Origin of the sequence: Shewanella nanhaiensis, assembly GCF_019457885.1 — a bacterium.
GTDB lineage: Bacteria > Pseudomonadota > Gammaproteobacteria > Enterobacterales > Shewanellaceae > Shewanella > Shewanella nanhaiensis.
Map to the genome: position 1 here is coordinate 1 of NZ_JAHZST010000021.1, position 20,463 is coordinate 20,463.

At 44.2% G+C, this 20,463-nt stretch carries 16 protein-coding genes and 1 tRNA gene; 4 read left to right on the forward strand and 13 right to left on the reverse strand.

What is annotated here, in order from left to right; all coding sequences use genetic code 11:
- Positions 1-6 precede the first annotated feature (6 nt).
- Positions 7-83: transfer RNA gene (locus K0625_RS21105), tRNA-Asp, on the forward strand.
- Between the two features lie 106 nt (positions 84-189).
- On the opposite strand, the gene K0625_RS21110 is transcribed toward K0625_RS21105, so the two are convergent.
- On the reverse strand, positions 190-489 hold the full coding sequence (locus tag K0625_RS21110; protein ID WP_220111446.1) for a hypothetical protein: 300 nt from the start codon (positions 487-489) through the stop codon (positions 190-192).
- Positions 490-1,051: 562 nt separating this feature from the next.
- Between K0625_RS21110 and K0625_RS21115 the strand changes: the two genes are divergently transcribed.
- Positions 1,052-3,556 (forward strand): bifunctional diguanylate cyclase/phosphodiesterase, encoded by a 2,505-nt coding sequence (locus K0625_RS21115; protein ID WP_232847223.1) that lies wholly within the window; start codon positions 1,052-1,054, stop codon positions 3,554-3,556.
- 18 nt (positions 3,557-3,574) lie between these two features.
- Here K0625_RS21115 and K0625_RS21120 read toward each other — a convergent pair whose 3' ends face one another.
- The 7 genes from K0625_RS21120 to K0625_RS21150 all read right to left on the reverse strand — a co-directional run bounded on the left by K0625_RS21120 (position 3,575) and on the right by K0625_RS21150 (position 11,383).
- A complete protein-coding gene (locus K0625_RS21120; protein WP_220111447.1) occupies positions 3,575-4,576 on the reverse strand; it encodes an alpha/beta fold hydrolase in 1,002 nt (333 codons plus the stop codon).
- Between the two features lie 94 nt (positions 4,577-4,670).
- Positions 4,671-6,446: a DUF885 domain-containing protein gene (locus K0625_RS21125; protein ID WP_220111448.1), complete on the reverse strand. Its 1,776-nt coding sequence runs from the start codon at positions 6,444-6,446 to the stop codon at positions 4,671-4,673.
- Positions 6,447-6,639: 193 nt separating this feature from the next.
- A complete protein-coding gene (gene hemN / locus K0625_RS21130) occupies positions 6,640-8,016 on the reverse strand; it encodes an oxygen-independent coproporphyrinogen III oxidase (protein ID WP_082930835.1) in 1,377 nt (458 codons plus the stop codon).
- A 221-nt stretch (positions 8,017-8,237) separates the two neighbouring features.
- Entirely contained in the window at positions 8,238-8,705 is a 468-nt protein-coding gene (locus K0625_RS21135; protein WP_220111449.1) for a DUF2489 domain-containing protein, read from the reverse strand.
- 62 nt (positions 8,706-8,767) lie between these two features.
- Entirely contained in the window at positions 8,768-9,304 is a 537-nt protein-coding gene (yihI, locus tag K0625_RS21140; RefSeq protein WP_220111450.1) for a Der GTPase-activating protein YihI, read from the reverse strand.
- 63 nt (positions 9,305-9,367) lie between these two features.
- The gene (locus K0625_RS21145) at positions 9,368-10,030 is read right to left on the reverse strand and encodes a class I SAM-dependent methyltransferase (protein WP_220111451.1); all 663 of its coding nucleotides are present in this window, start codon (positions 10,028-10,030) and stop codon (positions 9,368-9,370) included.
- A gap of 732 nt (positions 10,031-10,762) precedes the next feature.
- Positions 10,763-11,383 carry a c-type cytochrome gene (locus K0625_RS21150; protein WP_220111452.1) on the reverse strand — a complete coding sequence of 207 codons (621 nt, stop codon included), beginning with the start codon at positions 11,381-11,383 and terminating at the stop codon, positions 10,763-10,765.
- Positions 11,384-11,552: 169 nt separating this feature from the next.
- Here K0625_RS21150 and yihA point away from each other — a divergent pair, with 169 nt between their 5' ends.
- Positions 11,553-12,227, forward strand: coding sequence for a ribosome biogenesis GTP-binding protein YihA/YsxC (gene yihA, locus K0625_RS21155; RefSeq protein ID WP_220111453.1), 675 nt, complete (start codon positions 11,553-11,555; stop codon positions 12,225-12,227).
- A 762-nt stretch (positions 12,228-12,989) separates the two neighbouring features.
- On the opposite strand, the gene polA is transcribed toward yihA, so the two are convergent.
- The gene (gene polA / locus K0625_RS21160; RefSeq protein ID WP_220111502.1) at positions 12,990-15,749 is read right to left on the reverse strand and encodes a DNA polymerase I; all 2,760 of its coding nucleotides are present in this window, start codon (positions 15,747-15,749) and stop codon (positions 12,990-12,992) included.
- Positions 15,750-16,148: 399 nt separating this feature from the next.
- Between polA and elbB the strand changes: the two genes are divergently transcribed.
- Positions 16,149-16,802 (forward strand): isoprenoid biosynthesis glyoxalase ElbB, encoded by a 654-nt coding sequence (gene elbB, locus K0625_RS21165; protein ID WP_220111454.1) that lies wholly within the window; start codon positions 16,149-16,151, stop codon positions 16,800-16,802.
- A gap of 30 nt (positions 16,803-16,832) precedes the next feature.
- On the opposite strand, the gene glpG is transcribed toward elbB, so the two are convergent.
- The 4 genes from glpG to K0625_RS21185 all read right to left on the reverse strand — a co-directional run bounded on the left by glpG (position 16,833) and on the right by K0625_RS21185 (position 20,391).
- On the reverse strand, positions 16,833-17,669 hold the full coding sequence (gene glpG / locus K0625_RS21170) for a rhomboid family intramembrane serine protease GlpG (protein WP_220111455.1): 837 nt from the start codon (positions 17,667-17,669) through the stop codon (positions 16,833-16,835).
- Positions 17,670-17,781: 112 nt separating this feature from the next.
- Positions 17,782-18,090, reverse strand: coding sequence for a thiosulfate sulfurtransferase GlpE (gene glpE / locus K0625_RS21175; RefSeq protein WP_220111456.1), 309 nt, complete (start codon positions 18,088-18,090; stop codon positions 17,782-17,784).
- A gap of 70 nt (positions 18,091-18,160) precedes the next feature.
- Positions 18,161-19,186, reverse strand: coding sequence for an L-threonine 3-dehydrogenase (tdh, locus tag K0625_RS21180; RefSeq protein WP_220111457.1), 1,026 nt, complete (start codon positions 19,184-19,186; stop codon positions 18,161-18,163).
- A gap of 11 nt (positions 19,187-19,197) precedes the next feature.
- On the reverse strand, positions 19,198-20,391 hold the full coding sequence (locus K0625_RS21185) for a glycine C-acetyltransferase (RefSeq protein ID WP_220111458.1): 1,194 nt from the start codon (positions 20,389-20,391) through the stop codon (positions 19,198-19,200).
- Between the last annotated feature and the right edge of the window lie 72 nt (positions 20,392-20,463).

The following is a 20,463-nucleotide window of genomic DNA, read 5'->3' on the forward strand; positions in this document are numbered from 1 at the left end:
ACTAAAGGAGCGGTAGTTCAGTTGGTTAGAATACCGGCCTGTCACGCCGGGGGTCGCGGGTTCGAGTCCCGTCCGCTCCGCCAACATTACGATAAGCCCTAGCAGAAATGCTAGGGCTTTTTCGTATGCGTCTTTCAAAGAAAAATTAAGGTGAAATGCGCAAGCAATTTGCTAAAGTAGCGGTCACTCTCAAGCATCCATGCTCTTCGTGACATTTGTGCATCCATGCTCTTCGTAGTTCAGTTGGTTAGACTCTTTATTAAATAGAGAGCGGCCTGTCTCGCGTGCCGAAGGCACACGGGTTCGAGTCCCGTCCGCTCCGCCAACACAAAGACGAAAGCCTCTGCTGCAATGTAGAGGCTTTTTTCGTTTAAGAGAAAAAAGCAAAGGAGCGGTCACTTTCGACCATCCTTGGTCTTCACGGCATTTGTACTTCCATGCACTTCGTAGTTCAGTTGGACTCACATTGTTCCAGACAATGTTGAGCATACCTCCATCCATGGAGATATTAGGGCTTTTTATTAGAGATAGTCGGCCTGTCACGCCGGGGGGCGCGGGTTCGTCTCTTGATAAGAGCAAGTCCGCCCCAGCTCCGCTTTGCTTCGCGCTAACCAACATGGATGTAGGGAATGTAGAAAACGTCAGGAACAGTTTTTCTACCGTAAGCTCACAGCTATCGTTGTACTCACCCACAAACATTACGATAAGCCCTAGCAACTCTTATAAACTAAGAATGCTAGGGCTTTTTCGTGTCTGGAATTTAATGTTTTTAATGTAGCGGTAGTCCCGTCCAACAGCATCCGTGCTTAACAGATCTGCTTGGAAAAATTAAAAGTCAGTTCATCTTACATTTCTCTTGCTCAAAGCCTTCAGCGATGGCCTTTTCACTGTGTTTCTTATTCATACAAATATGGTCTTTTTAACTATAAAATTGTGTATTTTCTATTTATCTAGTTATTAAATCGTGGGTTATTTTGCCTCACAGGAGAATTATCGTTAGCATAGGGTATGTGCGTTTTTGTGATTATTTGTTCTTTTAGGTATTTTGCTCTTGTTTAAAAAGTTTAGGCCTTCGTTAGCCTATGGTATTCCGATCTTTACATCTCTCCTCTATCTCTGCCTGATGACTGCGGATTATTTTTATGAGCGCAGTGAGAAACGGGAGGAGGCGATCTCCACTGAAGTTGCTCATATCGAGCAGCATCTGATTAGAATGCAGCATATTGTTGAGTCGGGGCTTTCTATGCAGGATTCAGCCAGAATAGAGCAGGAGATCTCTTTAGCGGCAGCAGATTTGAGTATCATGGTTTATACGGTGTTAAACAGTAAAAGCGTGATACGTTTTGCTAATCATCTAGTATGGCGAGACAGTTTAGCGACTCAAGTTATCGATGGTTATGATCTGGAGCTTCATCGTCGTACTATCAAGGAGAGCATGCCGACAACCTTCGTTAATTCCGAGCGATTGTCGATACAAACTTATTACCCTCTGCATACCAACTTCCAAAATGATAAAGCAGATCTTCATGATCTTATCTATATGGAGTATGACATCTCCCCTTTGATAAATAAGGTAGATAATGACGTGCAATCTAGCTTTATACGCTCAGTCGCTGTGAGTCTGATTGGTATCTTGTTATTCCTACTTCTTCTACATATCTATCTGATACGCCCCTTGAGAACTTTGGGACTCAAAGCAAGTAGTTCGACTGAGTTGCCTAATGGTTTAGGTTCGAATGATAAACCTGTTACTGCCATCTTCAGTGAAGTGGTGGCGATTCAGGAGCACCTTAGAGATTTCTCGGATAAATTGAACCATAGTAAGAAGCAGCTTAATGATAGTCAGAAGAGATGGTTATTTGCCGTTGAAATATCGAAGAATGGTATTTGGGATTGGAATTTAAAGAGCAATGAAGTGTTTCTGTCTGATCGGTGGAAAGAGATGCTTGGCTATGAAGTCCATGAATTAAAACATGAGTTAAATACCTGGCAGGAGCTACTGCACCCAGAAGATAAGATAGAAGCACTAAAGCTGTTAAATCAATACCTTAATAATGAGATGGAGGAGTTTGAGAGCGTACATAGGCTTAAGCATAAGGAAGGCCACTATATCTGGGTACTAGACAGGGGAATGGTTGTTGATTGGGATGAAACTGGAGCACCAGTTCGGATGATCGGTACTCATACCGATGTTTCTGATGATGTGAGAAATCAACAAGCGATTATTCACCAGACCAAACATGATATTTTAACTGGCTTGGCAAATCGAAGTGCTCTACTTGATGAGCTTTATGCGCTTAAGCTTCATCAACAAAATGATTTCGCGGCCCTGTTTGTGATCGATCTTGATAATTTCAAGATGATTAACGATGCTTTAGGCCATCACAGAGGCGACAGGATTTTAATTAAGGTGGCGGCGCGTTTATCGAGCCACTTTTCAACGAATGTTGTGATCGCTCGTTTAGGCTCAGATGAGTTTGTTTTATTGGTTAAGTCATTAGGAGATGATTTGACTAGTGTTAATAGACGCACAGTCGCTTTGGCTAGCCAGATCCGTCAGATGGTGGGTAGAAGTTTTCATATTACTAACCAGACAATAAATATCTCTGCCAGTGTTGGGATCTGTGTTCTTAGTGATCTTGCCAATATGGAGCCGGAGCAGATGCTGCAGCATGCTGATCTTGCGATGCATCAGGCAAAGGAGAAGGGGCGAGATGCCCATGCAATCTATAACAGGGAGATGGAGGATATTGCGCAAAAGAGTCTGTGGATCAGCAGCGAATTAAAGCGTGCAATCGTCAAAGAGCAGCTCTCTTTAGTGTTTCAGCCGATCCTCGATAGGGATGGTGCAATTGTGTGTGCAGAGGTGTTATTGCGTTGGACACACCCTGAGAAAGGCCCTATCTCCCCAGCTGAGTTCATTCCCGTTGCCGAGGGAAGCGGTCTGATTCAAGAGATAGGTTATTGGGTGCTAAAGGAGACCTGTTACTTTATCAAGAGGCTGAAAGCACGCGGCATTGTTTTATCTTCGGTAGCCATTAACGTTAGTGCAAGACAGTTCAATCAAGAGCTCTTTGTTGAAAATCTACTTGCTGAAATCGTGGAGCAGGGTCTTGCTGCCGATACTATAGAGCTTGAGTTGACCGAATATGCCTTATTGACCAATCTGGATATCATTAAACAGAGAATGCATGTGTTGAAAGAGTCAGGGATCTCAATTGCAATTGATGATTTTGGCACGGGTTACAGCTCGTTAAGTTATCTGCAAACTTTACCTCTATCTAGGCTTAAATTAGATGCGGCTTTCGTGAGTAAAATAGGTGAGAATGACGCCTCTAATGCTATCGTTAAAGCAATCATTAATATGGCTCACAGCTTAAACCTTAAGGTCGTGGCTGAAGGGGTTGAGACGCAGGAGCAGCATCAGTTTTTGCGAGATCATGATTGCGATACATTTCAAGGCTATCTGTTTAGTCGCCCCTTAGATGAAGAGGCGTTTATTCAATCTCTACTCAAACGAGATATGATTCAAGGCGCTAGGCTAACCTGCTTATAAATACAGTTCTGAAACCTATTATGGCTTCGCGGAATATTTATCTAGGAAGTTAATTAATTCCATAAGCGTCAAGTCTCTGCTCTCATCTTGCTCCATAAAGAGCTCATGGCGAGCATTAGGGATATTGATAAGCTTACAGCGGTCACTGACGGCGTGATACTGGGCGAAGTTATCGACAATGGTATCTTCATCAGCCTGCAGGATTAAGATGGGCGTATCACTGTTTTTGGCTGCCTCAACCGTCTTCTCCCCTGCATCAATTGATTCAAATAACCAATGGTTGGTCGGTGAGCCAAGTTGTAGCTCAGGGTGGATCTCATAGAGTGTGCGGTAATTTTCGTAACGCAACTGACTATGGGTAAGATCATTTTTGCTAAAAGCTTCAGGGGCGTAATCTTTACCACCCAAAATATAGTTGGGCTCAGTGCTGGGTGAGCTCGTGTCTAACTGCTTAGCCAGCCAGCGGATAAAGCGGCGGCTAATAGGTAGCTTAATACCATACATGGGGGCAGAGAAAACAGCCGCCTTGAATGTCTGTGGGTGTTTATCCAGATAAAGAGTACCTATGGCACCACCCATAGAGTGGCCAACTAGAAACAGTTCTTGGTGCTGATTTGGAGCCACTATCTCGTCGATAAAGAGGGCGAAATCTTCGACATAGGTATCAAACCTGTCTATATGTCCTTGATGTGGATTGGCTGTGATTCTACTTGAAAGACCTTGGCCACGATGATCGATGGCATAGATGCTATAGCCTTGATGGTAAAGATCAAATATCAACTCTTGGTATTTTAAATAGGATTCAACTCTACCACTGCTGATCACGATAGCCTTGGTACTAGTTGGGTGTGCCACATAAGCATAAGCTAAGTTGATATTGTCAGGGGTTTTGATGACCGATTGGGTGACTGTTTGCCAAAATGCCTGCTGCTCAGCAGTGTTGAGTGCGTGCTCCGATGAAAAACTGGTATCAGCAACTTGGGTTTGAGCGTGTGTTTGTTGATCTAGGGCTAGAGACATATCTTCTATAGAGTTCGTTATGCGTATTAGCCAGTGTATACCGAAACTGTTTGTGAGCCACTATGTTTCTCGTGGCTCACAAACTACAAGTTGGCTATCCTTTTTGGGTCAAGATAAAATCTTGGATCTGCTGCTCCAGCACTGACATGGGCACTGAGCCGTTTTCGAGTATAGCGTCATGAAAGGCTCTGATATCAAACTTTTCTCCTAGCTCCTGTTCGGCTTGGGCTCGTAGTCGCTTAATGGTGAGCTCACCGACTTTATAGGAGAGCGCTTGTCCAGGCCATGAGATATACCTGTCTATCTCTGTCGTGACGTTGTGTAGCGATAGCGCGGTGTTGCTTGCCATAAAGTCCAATGCTTGTTGACGGCTCCACCCTTTAGCATGCATACCTGTATCGACAACGAGTCGTGCGGCGCGCCACATCTCATAGGTCAGTCGGCCAAAATTACTGTAAGGGTCTTGATAGAAGCCCGCTTCTAATCCTAGGAACTCGGAATAGAGGCCCCAACCTTCACCGAAGGCTGAGATATAGCTGTAACGGCGAAAGTTTGGTAATGAGGTCAACTCAGTATTGAGGGCTATCTGCAGGTGGTGACCAGGAACAGCTTCATGGAGTGTTAAGGCTTCCATCTCGTAGAGTGGACGTTTGTCCAAGGCGTAAGTGTTGACCCAGTAGTAACCTGGTTCATCATCTCGGCTAGAACCTGAGTAACGTCCCGTGGTGTACTTGGGGGCTATTTCTGCTGGTACTTCCTGAATGCCATAGGGGGTGCGTGGCAGTTTACCGAAATACTTAGGCAAGATTGCATCGGCTTTCTTGGCGATATAGGCGGCTTCTTTTAGCAACTCCTCCTTGGTTTTGGGGTAAAACTGGGGATCGGTACGAAGAAAGTTAAGAAATTCAGCAAATGTTCCCTTAAACCCCACCTCTGCAATAATTGCTTCCATCTCACCGCGTATACGTTTGACCTCCTGTAGCCCTAGTTTATGGACTTGATCTGAGGTCATCTCTAAGGTGGTGTAGTACCTGACTCGGTTTTCATAGAAGTCTTCGCCATCGGGTAAACTTGCCGTGGCTATGCTAGTGCGGGCGTTAGGAATATAACTTTGAGTCATAAAGTCATAGAACTGCTGGTAAAGAGGGAGAACTTGCTTCTCAATCAGCTTATGGCCCTGCTTTGTTAGAGCAGTTTTTTGTGCCTCACTAAAGTGCTTGGGAAACTGAGTGAAAGGCTTGAAGTAACCACTCTCCTCTACAGGTACTCGAAAAGCACTGATGCTGTTTTCAAATCCATTGAGGGTGACCTTAGGCGGGGTGATACCTGCTGCTAAGCCCTGTTGGAGCCAATAAGTTTGCTGGGCAAAGTATTGAGGCAGAGCTGCGAGTTTTTGCAGGTAGTTGGTGTAATCCTGTTCATTAGCAAAGCGAGCCTTAGCTATTGAGCCTATGTAGGCGTGAAAGCCACTCTCCGATGAGATAGGGAGATAGTGATCTTTATAGCGATAGAGGTCGACATCGTTTTGGAGTTGATCTTGTAGGATACGTGCGTTGATCGACTCCTCTTTTGAAAGTGTCTCTCTGTCGAGGGCTTTGAGTTTGTTAAGCACGGCTTGGCGCCTGCTATCTAGCTTAGCTAGGCTGTCAGGAGATAAGTTGGTGAGCTTGCCTGCCTGGCTTAAATCCCCTTGGGAGTAGGCAAAGTCGGGGCTGGCATCTAAAGTGATCTCCCAGGCCTCATCAATCATATTTTGCAGTGACAGGTTTGCCTGAGTTTGAACTATTTGGCTCGCTGCCTCCGGTGCAGTATTTACCTGACAGGCTGTTAAACTGATAGCGAGTAAACTAGGTACAAGTATTTTGTACATAAAAAGTCCTTTATCTGTTTTTATAATTTGGATTTTTAAGCAGAAGAGACCCTAGCATTATTTTAGAATTTTGTATGCAATCTTGTTGGTTTTCGCTGTGATTATCACTTAGGTGAACAGCTAGTGTGAGGAGTTTATCGATAAAAAAGCCGACACTCAGGTCGGCTTTTCATGGTTTAACTTTTACTTCTCGTTAAATAACGCGAGAGAATTGTTGCTGTCTTGCCTTTTCACGGTAGTAAACATCAAAGCAGATACAGATATTACGGATCAACAAACGGCCAGTGGGGCTGATGGTGATCTTTCTGTCTGTGATGTCGACTAGCTTATCGTCGATAAAGGTTTGCAGTAGTTTAAGGTCTTCACTGAAGTACTCTTCAAAGTTAATACCCAGTTTCTCATCGATTTGAGCCATATCAAGGTCAAAATGACAGATAAGCTGCTTAATCACCACACGACGTATCTCATCGTCACGGTTTAAGCTACAACCTTTCCACAGTGCATGACCTGACTTATCTACTGACTCATAGTAAGGGCGAATGTCTTTTTGGTTTTGAGCATAACAGTCACCGATCTGGCTGATTGATGATACACCCAGTCCCAATAGGTCACACTCCTCTTGAGTGGTATAACCTTGGAAGTTTCTGTGCAGACGACCTTCATTTTGCAGAATCGACAGCTCATCATCTGGCTTAGCAAAGTGATCCATACCTATGTACTGGTATCCTGCACCGGTTAAGGTTTCGATAGTCTGGTGGAGCATATCTAGCTTCTGCTGAGGTGATGCTAGATCTTCATCTTTAATCTTACGCTGAGCTGCAAAACGGGCTGGCAGATGCGCGTAGTTAAAGACAGATAAACGATCGGGGTCGAGATCCAACACGCGTTGCATTGTCTCTGCGAAAGTTTCAGGTGTCTGGTGTGGCAGGCCATAGATAAGGTCAATGTTTGTTGAAACAAAGCCTAGTTCTTTGGCTCTGGCCATTAGGTCAAAGATGAACTGCTCATCTTGCTCACGGTTTACTGCGATTTGGACCTTTTTATTGAAATCTTGTACACCGATAGAGATGCGGTTAAAGCCCGCTTCTTTAAGAGTATCAAGCATAGAGAGCTCAATCTCACGTGGATCCACTTCGATAGAGTATTCGCCCTTATCGGCGACATTAAAGTGCTCTTTGATAAGTGAGGAGAGCTTTAGGATCTGATCTGGGCTTAAAAAGGTCGGTGTGCCGCCACCCCAGTGAATTTGAGTCACAAGGTAGTTCTTAAACAGCGGAGCACGTTTAACGATTTCAGCGGCTAGGTATTCGATATATTGATCGGCTTTATGCTGGTGACGAGTGATCACCTTATTACAGCCGCAGTAGTAGCAAAGCTTAGCGCAGAAAGGGATATGGAGATAAAGAGATAGCTTATCGCTTTTGCTGTTTGCAATGGAGGTTAGTAGCTTCTCTTCAGTAAAAGAGTCATCAAATTCCAATGCCGTAGGGTAAGACGTATAACGGGGACCGCTGTAATTGTATTTTTCGATCATTGACTGATCCCAACTAATTTGGGTGGGCTGCTTCAAGGCGTGTCCTCCGGGTAGTAATTTAGCAAGGTGTAAAGTATGCATCGTTATTCATTGGATAACTATGATCCATGTTATAAAAATGAAGTCTGCATAATTAAAGAGTGAAAGAATATCCCTGAAATCGAGGTGAATGTCAGTGTTCCAGTGGAGAATTTGTGCACGGACTCACGCCTTAACCCTTTTTATCCTATTTAATTCTTAGCTTTACCTAAAAAGTATTAATGCAGAGGAGAAGGAGTAAACGTGGTGAGTAGTTTAGCTTCTTGCAAAATTTCTGTCTCTAATTCGGCTTCTGAGCGCATACGAGCATAGTCGAGTTTCATGCGAGCTCTTTTCTCAAGCTGCTTACGTTCGGCCATAATGGGGTGAGACTCAATCACGGCAAAGTGTTTAAAGATAGCTGGGTAGTCGTTGGCCACCTGCTCAGATAGCGAGATAATATTGAATAAGTTGGCAATTCTCATCACACCTTCTGATAGCTCACACCTATCCTCTAACATTGCGGTAGCGATATAACGGATACTATCTAAGTGCTCCTCAAGTTTAGCTTTATGGGCGGCATCTAGCTCAGCTTGTTTTGCTACTCTATCGGCAGTCTGCTTACGTAGTTTGAGTATTAATATGGTGGCGTAGCAGGCTAGAGAAGCCACTATGATAAAACCGAGTATAAGCAGTGCTGTTGTCATCTTTTATCCATATATAGAGAAATGGCATCAATATCGATGCCATTTTAGGAAGTAGAAAGTCTTTATTCTTTGTTTTGGAAATCTTTAAGCAGATCAGCGCCCGACTCAAACTTATCGAATAGATCGTCATCGCTGTTGGTGACAGACTTCATCACATGCTCAAGATCGTCCTCTTCGGTGATGCCTAAACGCTCCATTAGCGCTTCGATCTGATTAAGTTGTTTCTCTAACCACTTTTGATCGTCCTGTGGTAACTCTCGTCCCTCTTCAAGCATATCAAGAAGCTGGTTTAGTCTTGGATCATCTTCGAGCTTAAGTAACTTCTGCTCATCAGTGAGCTTTGGCCCTTTCTCTTTTTTAGGCGCAACAACCTTAGAGGGAAGATCGAGTTTTACAGCCACTTTGCTGCCATGACGAGGATCTTTTTTCTGGGCCGCAGTGCCGTTTACACTACCTACAACTTTCTCATTGTGGCGGCTACCGGCTTTATTGCCTGTGTCTTTCTTTTTACCTGAAAGAACACGTTCGTTCTTTTTGGTTCTGGGAGCTAACTTAGGTGAGTTTTCATTAGCTTTACGCGATTTTTTAGAGTGTGCCATGGGTTTTCTCAATAACTGGTAATACGAATTTGGTATGGAAGCGCCGATGAAATATCAAGCTAGCTAACTTTGGCCGCGTGTTATATCAGATCCTGATGGTTTTTGCACCAAAATGAGATCATTTGCTGCGAATAATAGCTTAAAACCCGCCTGCTCGGCTAGGTACTCGAAAGTTGAGCGTTGATAAAAGCTGACATGGGTCAGATTATTCTTGTGGTGCCATTTATCGAAAGAGCGGATATCTGTGAGTAATTTGGTGCTAATGGCGAGCCAGCCTCCAGGTTTGAGCATGGTGCCTAGCAGAGACCACTCTTTAAAAGGAAAGCGGAAATGTTCAAATACTTTATAGCAGCAGATATAGTCATAATGCTGCTTTAATAGGTGATGATCAGGTGCAAAGAAGGGATCATATTGCTCAATATTGTGCTGATATAGGCCCGTACTTGAAAGTGAGCTTGAGTCTAGCACTCGACCAAAGTTCAGGCCCGATAGTGGCGCTGATGAACCTTGTTCACATTGCGCAATTAAACTGATAAGAAATTGAGTCAGTGCAGTCTGTTTCTTTCTGTTGCTTTCAAGATATCTATTCTTCTCAACTTGAGGGGGAAGGTGAGAGGTCGCATCGGAAAAAATTAACTGGCAGTGACTGCATGTATACATGTCGCGTTTTTTGTTGCGGTGAAATAGAGAGGTATCAGTATTGTGGCAAAGGGGGCATCTGTGCATCTTCAGCATTCACCAATCGAGATAGGTCCTATGACAAAATAGCATAAAAAAAGGCGACAGTATGACTGTCGCCTTCAAAAAGTGTCAAAGACACCAATTCTTGTTCCAAGTTTCCGTACTTGCTATGCGACTTTCCCGGTCAGTATCCATCTTTTTTTTGGCTGCTTTCCATGCATAGTATTTTAGTTGTCGGTCATCCAGACACTTTCTTAATATCCTGAGTCATCCTGACCACAGCTTCCGTAGATGGTCTTCATGACACATCACTATCCAAATCGTCATCTTTGACGTTTAATAAACCATCCCTGTTTGGTTTACTGTTAGCTTAGTTAATCATTACTCTAAAACAGCAAGCTGCGGAGTAATCTTCTCTAAACCTGTAAGGGAGTGCTACTAGAGCTATTTGGCCTTCCTAACCAAGTTCCTTACAAAAGTGTTACTGACCTGGATTTCAAGTGAAATCACAACTCTTTATTATTTTTAGAGAGTGGTCTTAATTATATTATTGTTATTGAATATATTTATTCTTATATCTTAAATGTAATTGTAACCGAAAACTGTAAGTTGTTATTAGATATTTTATACAAACAGATGGGTTCATCTCGGTACGGGCTCAATTAAACCTAAATCTGTGATCCCTGTCAAGCATGTTTTTAAGGTAAGTTTACGTAAAGGTAATGCTAAAGTACAAAAAAAGGTGGCCTCGCCACCTTTTTTTAACATGCCTAAATGTTACTTAAGGCTTGATATATATTTAGATAATGCTTCAGCATCTTCAGTTGTAAGCTTGCTAGCAATATCTTGCATCATGCCATTTAAATCGTTGTTACGACTTGTATCGCGAAACTTATTTATCTGGATCGTGAGATAATTAGCATGTTGTCCGCCAATTGCAGGGAAACCTGCTAGTTCAGAACCTGCTCCACTAGGACCGTGACAAGCGATACAGGCAGTAATGCCACGAGCGACATCACCGCTCTTGTATAGCTGCTCACCTAGTTCAGGAATATCTGCGACTTCCACTTGAGTTTGTGTCTGTGAAGCGTAAAATGCCGAGACATCTTTAATATCTTGGTCGCTAAGCATCATGGCCATTCCGCCCATGATTGGATCGTTACGACCCTCTTTACCACCAGTCTGAGCAGCGCTGCGGAAATCGCGTATCTGCTTTTCAAGGTAAGTCGCTTGTTGACCGGCAAGTTTAGGGTACATGTCTATCATGCTGTTACCATCAACACCGTGACAGGCAGAACAAACGACGGCTTTCGTTTTTCCTGCTTCAGCATTACCTTCTGCCATTGCAGGTGAAGAGATTGAGGCTAAAACAGATAGCGCAAGAGCTAACTTTTTCATGGCGTTCCAACTTATTTGTTAAATTTTTTGTCCTGAGCTTACTAGCATAGCTCGCAAGCGTGATAAAATGTACTTATTGTGATCGAGGTAATATTTTACACGAAATTGTGAAAATGTAAGCAACTCTTCGATATTTAAAGTGCAAAACATCATATTTTTGGAGTCGGTAGTGACTGAATCTCGTATGGATTTTCGTAAAGCAAAGTTTTTAATCAGTGCTCCTGATATTGCGCATCTTAACCAGTATTTACCGGGAGATGCAGGGGTGGAGATCGCGTTTGCGGGTCGTTCAAATGCCGGTAAATCGAGTGCATTGAATATGCTAACCGACCAAAAAGGGTTAGCAAGAACCAGTAAAACCCCAGGAAGAACACAATTAATTAATGTGTTTGAGTTAGATGAACACCGCCGACTGGTGGATCTGCCTGGCTATGGTTTTGCTCAGGTGCCTTTGGCACTGAAGAAAAAGTGGCAGTACGCCCTAGGTGAATACCTGCAAGAGCGTCAATGTCTAACTGGCGTCGTGGTTTTGATGGATATCAGGCACCCTCTTAAAGATCTCGACATGCAGATGATTGAGTGGGCAGTTGAAAGTGAGATCCCTGTGCTTGCTCTGTTAACCAAAGCAGACAAGATGAAGCAGAGTGAGCGAATGAAGATGATTAACGAGGTGAGAAAACACCTTGGTGATTATGATGACCGAGTCAAGGTCGAAGCATTTTCATCGTTAAAAGGCTTAGGTAAGCCTAAAGTGCTGAGTATTTTGAATGAGTGGTGTCATCCTGAATGGTTAATGGAGGCGATAGCCGAAGCTGAAGCCGCTGATGAGAGCGAAGGCCAGTAAATTTATACCTAAGGCTGAACAGAATAATCAAGCCCCGATTTCATTTTATGAGGTCGGGGCTTTTTGTTGCCATAAGCAGATGCAATTAATTCATTATGCAGTGATAAATGGAGCTGTTATGGAGTTTTACTAAGGAAGAGTTTTTCTAGGATATTGAATTTAAGATAAAAAAATAGCCGACGGAAAAACCATCGGCCCAATTAGCTCTTTTGGGGAGAAGCTAAATTCAACAAGACTCAAGTACCAACTAGCTAAGCTTTTTGACACTCAATATCGATAGCATACATGGAATAAAGGTACTTTTAAAGTAAATGCTCTAAATTAAATTTTAGGCGAAAAAAAGCCCCAGCAAACTAAGTTGCTGAGGCGCCATAATTTGGCTATTCACTATAACTAGCGAATTAAAAAGGTCTGAAAGATAGAACATCTTAACCTCTGTACCCTACGCAGAGAATAATACCTTATTGACCGTAATTTAGAAAACTGTTTTTCAAATAAAAGCGTAACAATGTGACACAGGTCCAACCTCAAGAGGCTTTTTTATCCAGATTTTGATCTCATTATTATGATTTTTTGCCTATATATAAATCGGTTAGCTCTTTTTGAGTGCTTTTTCATCAGATTCTGATCTTTTTGCCACATCTATGCTTTTCAGGGTTGTGAAGAGGGGGCATTAGCTGTTTTTTAGAGAAACAAAGGTCAAAAAACAAAAAAGCCTCTAGAGACTAGAGGCTTTATGTTGGTTACTTTTATACAGAGACGTTAGTGAGCTTGCTCCCAGTTGTCGCCTATTCCGCCTTCGGCGAGTAGTTCGACATCTAAGCTGACTGCATCGGCCATCATCTTACATACCTGCTCTTTTAATGCTTCAGCTTTATCGCTATCGACCTCAAATACCAATTCATCGTGTACCTGCATGATCATAGTGATCTCACCATGGGTTTCAGATTCGATCCAGTTAGCAATATTGATCATCGCCTTCTTGATAATATCTGCGGCTGTCCCCTGCATAGGCGCGTTAATTGCGGCGCGCTCGGCGGCTTGTCTGCGCATGGCGTTTCTATCTTTAATCGCTGGTAGATAGAGCCTACGGCCATAAAGAGTCGAGACGTAACCAAGATCGGCGGCTTCCGCTCTGGTGTCTTCCATATATTTGAGCACACCTGGGTAGCGGTCGAAGTAAGTATCGATATACTTTTGTGCTTCACCGCGAGGAATATCAAGCTGTCTAGCCAGACCAAAAGCAGACATTCCGTAGATTAAGCCGAAGTTAACGGCTTTAGCGCGGCGGCGTTGCTCTGTGGTGACCTCACTGAAATCGACACCAAATACCTCTGCTGCCGTGGCCTTATGGATATCTTTACCTTCAGCAAATGCGGTGAGTAAGCCCTTGTCCTGAGACAGGTGAGCCATGATCCGTAACTCAATTTGTGAGTAATCGGCTGCCAGCACTTTTTTCCCCTCTTGAGCAATAAAGGCGTGGCGTATGCGGCGTCCCTCTTCGGTTCGGATCGGGATATTTTGCAGGTTAGGTTCGCTAGAAGATAAACGACCCGTTGCGGCATTAGCTTGGTGATAACTGGTGTGCACTCGACCAGATTGAGCATTAACCATTAGGGGAAGCTTGTCAGTGTAAGTACTTTTTAGTTTCGCTAAGCTTCTGTGTTGTAAGATGATCTTAGGCAGTGGGTAGTCTAGGGCAAGCTCGACTAACACCTCTTCAGCGGTTGAAGGGGCTCCCTTAGGTGTCTTCTTAATCACTGGGTAGCCAAGCTTCTCGAAAAAGAGTGCTTGTAACTGCTTAGGTGAACTTAGATTGAAGATTTCTCCAGCTATCTCGAAAGCATCTTGTTCCAGTTTATCGATAGAGATGGCGATCTCTTCACTTTGCTGGCCCAACATCATGCTATCGATAAGTACGCCTTGGCGCTCGATATTTGAGAGTACTTGAACCAGTGGCAGCTCGATATCGGTAAACACCGAGGCAAGCTTAGGCTCTTTCTCTAATCTTGCCCATAGATGTTGATGTAATCTAAGGGTGATGTCGGCATCTTCTGCGGCGTAAGGGGCTGCGGTTTCGAGATCGATCTGATTAAAGGTGAGCTGCTTAGCGCCTTTTCCGGCGATCTCTTCGAAACTTATATTTTTATGACCTAGGTATTTAAGTGCCAGATCATCCATATTGTGTTTCGAAGCTACCGAGTTAAATACGTAGGACTCGAGCATGGTATCGAAGGCAACACCTTGTAGCTTGATGCCGACATTGGCAAAGATACTGATGTCATATTTAAGGTTTTGCCCCACTTTTTTAAGCTTTGGATCTTCAAGTAGAGGCTTAAGCTTGGCGATAGCTTCATCGAGATCGAGTTGCGCAGGAGCATCGAGGTAATCGTGTGCTAATGGAAGGTAAGCGGCTTTGCCTACCTCAACTGCAAACGAGATCCCCACAAGCTTAGCTGTCATGTAATCTAGGCTGGTGGTCTCTGTGTCTATGGCTATGAGATCTGCTTTGGCGAGCCGCTCGATCCACTTGTCTAAGGCTTCATGAGTCAGAATTGTCTCATATTCGGCGTCGATAGCCTGTGGGATTACCTCTGCTTCATCTGCACTGTTATCTGAGCTTTGAGCTGAGTTGCCTTTATTGTCTAATACTTCAGCTAACCAGCGCTTAAACTCCATCTCTCCATAGTATTTCACCAGATCATCTTTATTCGCTGGCGCAATGACTAACTCTTTCCAATCTTGCTCCATCTCTACATCGAGTTTAATGGTCGCTAACTCATAGGATAACTTAAGCATCTCACCATGTTCGGCGAGTTTGGCTGGCATGGTTTTCGAACCTCTAAAGCCTAGAGCTGGTATCTTTTCTGGAGCTGCTAAGATCTGCTCGACGCTACCTGCACCTGTCAACATAGCGACCGCTGTTTTCTCACCAACACCAGGTAGACCTGGGATGTTATCTGCCTTATCGCCCTGCAGTGCTAATAGATCAATAATCAGCTCAGGTCCCACACCAAACTTTTCAGTCACCTCTTCCGGTCCCATAATGGTATTGGTCATGGTGTTGATAAGTGTGACATTATCATCGACCAGCTGAGCCATATCCTTATCACCTGTGCTGATCAGGACGGCACGTCCCTCTTTGCTGGCTTGTGTTGCAATTGTGCCTATCACGTCATCGGCTTCGACACCGGGAATACAGACAAGAGGTAAACCTAATGCGCGGATAATATTATGCAGTGGCTCAATTTGGGTGCGAAGATCATCTGGCATAGGTGGACGCTGCGCCTTGTACTCTTCGTACATATCATTACGGAAAGTTTTACCTTTTGCATCGAATACCACAGCCATCTGACTTGGTTTATATTGGTTAAGTAAGCTGCGTAGCATGTTGATCACGCCATAGACTGCTCCAGTCGCTTCCCCTTTCGAATTTGTTAGATGTGGTGGTGCGTAATAAGCTCGGTAGAGGTATGAAGAACCATCCACAAGAACTAAAGGGTTTTCAGCAATTTTAGGCATAATAAGTATTCGGCTTTGGTTTCGAGATCTGTTTTCGATAGTGGCGCTAGCATGCCATAGAAGGGAGTTTTCGGCCATGATAATTTAACTAACAGCCTGTGGATAAGTCTGTGTGTTAAAAAAAACAGCAAGAGTGAAAGTTACGAACTCATTCAAATTGAGTGGTAGCTAAGCTTTTGAAAAGTTAGGTTAAAATAAAAAAGTGTGAAGTAGGTTCTAGTTTCTTTATTTTATTTTTATTTTGTGGACTTTATTATTTTTGTTCTTATAGCTCTTATCTCTTGGTTGAATAAACAGCTGTTGATAAAGTGGATGAACTAACTTAGCACGAAAAATAAACAGATCAAGAGGTTTGTTGCCCTCTTGTTAAAATAAAAAAGTATATACGGAGAGATTTTAATGAAAAAAATAGCAGTGCTTCTGAGTGGTGCCGGCGTTTTCGATGGTAGCGAGATACATGAGTCTGTTTTAGCTATGTTAGCGCTGGATAAGTTAGGCGCAGAGTATCAATGCTTCGCTCCTAATGTTAATCAGATGCATGTGGTTAATCATTTAACTGGTGAGGTTGAAGCAGGCGAGGAGCGTAATGTATTGATTGAATCAGCGCGCATTGCTCGTGGAGAGGTAAAGGCCACCGACGAGTTGGATATCGCTATTTTTGATGGGCTGATTATTCCTGGTGGATTTGGTGCGGCAAAAAACCTGTGTAACTTTGCAACCAATGGCAGTGATTGTGAAGTTTCGCCAGAAGTAAGTGTATTTATTCGTGAGTTTGTTGAGGCTAGTAAACCAGTTGGATTTATCTGTATCGCACCGATTATGATCCCAAGACTGTATGGTGAAGGTGTTAACGGCACCATAGGCTCAGATCTCGAGACGGCACAAGCGTTTAATTTAATGGGCGGCGTACATCAGGAAGCTGAGGTTCAAGAGATTATTGTCGACGAAGAGAGAAAAGTGGTGAGTACGCCAGCTTATATGTTGGCTGGCAGTATCTCGGAGGCGAATCTCGGCATTGAGAAGCTAGTTAAAAAGGTGCTGGAACTGGTTTAACGTGTAGTAAAGCCCTAAACTTTAGGGCTCTTAAGCTCGTCTTTTGCTGTCGATAAATCCCTGCAGTAGACCAACGACAAGTCCGCCTACATGTGCGCCATTAGCGATAGAGAGACCGAATAGATCGGTAAAGCCAAAAACGAGCCATAACAGCATAAAGCCGATATAGGCTGGAGGCAGCCCGATGCCAAGCTCTGGGCGCTTTACTCCCATGATCCAGGTATAACCGACTACGGCATACACCACTCCCGATAAGCCGCCAAAGTTAGGGCCGCCAACGTAATACTGGACGAGATTAGGCACAGTGCCAGCCACAAGCAGTAAGATAAACAGCGGGGATACCCCAAGTTTGTTCTCGATTTTCCCTCCTAGGTACCACCACCAGAGTAGATTAAAGATGATGTGTAGGGCGGAGAAGTGAAGCAAGGTTGGCGTAAAAATCCGCCAAAACTGGCTGAGACCTGAGCCGGGAACTGCACCGAAAAAGGAGAGGTATTCGTAAATAGGGTTGGCAAAACCTAAGTTGAAACCAGCAAACACTAAGATGCAGATAAAGAAGACTGCCAGTGTAAGAGGACCTGCGCCAGAGATAAACTGAGTTAGCAGCTGCAGAGATGGCGCGCCATAATCCATTTTTAAGCGTGTATCACCATTATCCCATGAGGCTTGTAGATATTTATCGTCGTGGGGATTTAGCACGAATTGCTGAAACTCCATGGTGGCTTTCAGGCTATCGTGATCATGAACTACGGCTAGAATGACACCTTGTTCAGAGGGGATAACTTTGCAGTCGATCTTCTCTCCTTTGAGATAATCAACCAGAGCTTGAGCCGCTCTTTCATTAGGTAACCTGCCTATCTCTATCATAGGAGAGCCTTATATCCGGAAGGGGAACTTTAGATAGGATAGCACTCTTTGATTAGATAAATACAAGTATCTCTAATTAATACAAAGACTAACTTAGTAAAGCCTCTTGAGGCTATTCCTCTGACTCACGCCACGCTTGATAGCCGCCATCTAAGCTATATACATCATCGAATCCCTGTTCAACCAGATACTGCGCTGCACCTTGGCTACTGATCCCATGGTAGCAAACCACAATCAAGGGCTGATCCATATCCGCTTCAGCGATGTAGTTAGCAAGATTATCGTTATTAAGGTTTACTGAGTTTTTGATATGCGCAGATTCAAAGCTCGCTGCATCACGGATATCGACAATCTGAATCTCTGGGTTGGCTTCTGACAGTCGAATCAACTGACTTACGCTAAGATGTTGGAAGGTAGACATAATCTTACTCTGTAGAGTGAAAATATAAAAAGGGCTGATGCTTCAGCCCTCTCTTGGGAGTCAATAACGGCTAATCCCAGCTTAGAATAACCTTACCCGATTGACCCGAACGCATGGCATCGAAGCCCTGCTGGAACTCATCAACCTTGTAATGGTGGGTAATAATAGGTGAGATATCTAGCCCTGACTGGATTAAGCTCGCCATCTTGTACCAGGTCTCAAACATCTCGCGACCGTAGATCCCCTTGATGATGAGCCCTTTGAAGATAACCTTGCTCCAATCGATCGCCATATCGCCGCCAGGAATACCTAGCATGGCCACTTTACCGCCGTGGTTCATGGTATCAAGCATTGAGTGGAAAGCTGAAGGCACACCTGACATCTCAAGACCGACATCGAAGCCCTCAGTCATGCCAAGTTCGCTCATGACATCTTTGAGATCCTCTTTAGCCACATTGACGGCGCGTGTTGCTCCCATCTTTTGGGCTAACTCAAGACGATATTCGTTAACATCGGTGATGACCACATGTCGTGCCCCAACATGACGACAGACAGCAGCGGCCATAATACCGATAGGGCCTGCACCTGTGATCAATACATCTTCACCCACAAGATCGAAAGAGAGTGCAGTGTGAACCGCATTGCCAAATGGATCAAAGATAGAGGCGAGGTCGTCGGAGATATCATCGGGGATCTTAAAGGCATTAAATGCCGGGATCACTAAGTATTCGGCAAAGGCGCCATCACGATTAACGCCTACGCCTGACGTGTTGCGACACAGGTGAGTGCGGCCAGCACGACAGTTACGGCAGTGACCACAGGTGATGTGCCCTTCGCCAGAAACGCGATCGCCAATAGAGAATCCACGGACCTCTTGGCCGATATCGACAACTTCGCCGACATATTCATGACCGACAACCATAGGCACAGGAATGGTGTTTTGTGACCACTCATCCCAGTTGTAGATATGGACATCAGTGCCGCAAATAGCGGTCTTTCTAATTTTAATCAGTAGATCATTATGGCCCATCTCCGGTTTCGGAGCATCGACCATCCAGATCCCCTCTTCTGGTTTAAGCTTGCTTAGTGCTTTCATCCCATAGATCCCTATATGATGCCCATCTCTTTGGCGATACGAGTAAATGCCTCGATAGCTTTATCTAGCTGCGCTTTAGTGTGCGCCGCTGACATCTGAGTTCGAATACGTGCCTGACCTTTAGGTACTACCGGGAAGGAGAAACCGATAACATAGATATTCTCTTCAAGTAGTCTGCTGGCAAAATCACCAGCAAGTTTTGCATCACCGATCATTACCGGAATAATCGCATGGTCTGCACCACCTAAAGTAAAGCCTGCTTCTGTCATCTTTTCACGGAAGTAGCGGCTGTTTTCCCATACTGCTTCGCGCAGAGCCTGACCCGACTTTAGCATCTCAAGTACGTGGATAGATGCAGTGACGATCGAAGGTGCTAATGAGTTGGAGAATAGATAAGGGCGTGAGCGTTGGCGTAACCAGTCGACAACCTCTTTTTTAGCCGAAGTGAATCCACCTGAGGCGCCACCAAGTGCTTTACCTAGTGTGCCTGTAATGATGTCAACGCGGTCCATTACTTGGCAATGCTCGTGGGTACCACGGCCATTTTGGCCAACGAAGCCGACAGCGTGAGAGTCATCGACCATCACAAGCGCGCCATACTGATCAGCAAGATCGCATACACCATTGAGGTTAGCGATAACGCCATCCATAGAGAATACGCCATCGGTTGCGATCATGATGTTGCGTGCACCCGCTTCTTTCGCCGCTTTTAGCTGGGCTTCAAGCTCAGCCATATCATTGTTGGCGTAACGGAAACGCTTAGCTTTACATAAACGCACACCATCGATAATCGACGCATGGTTTAACGCATCTGAGATGATGGCATCTTCTGGACCTAATAAGGTTTCGAACAAACCTGCATTAGCATCGAAACATGAAGAGTAGAGAATGGTGTCCTCCATGCCTAAAAATTCGCTAAGACTTGCTTCAAGCTGCTTATGAATATCTTGAGTACCACAGATAAATCGCACTGAAGCCATACCGAAACCATGATCGCTTAAGCCACCTTGTGCGGCTTTAACTAGCTCTGGATGGTTGGCTAAGCCAAGGTAGTTATTGGCACAGAAGTTCATCACTTCAGCACCATTTACCTGAATTTCAGTCTGCTGAGGAGAGACGATAATACGCTCACTCTTGTATAAGCCTTCCGCTTTTACTTGGGTAAGTTGTTGATTAATTTGATCGTAGAATGAGGTCTTTGCCACCTGAATTCTCCTTAATTAGCATTATTTTGTTTGTTGGAGTGGCGGCATTTTAACCTTAAACTAGCTCAGGCT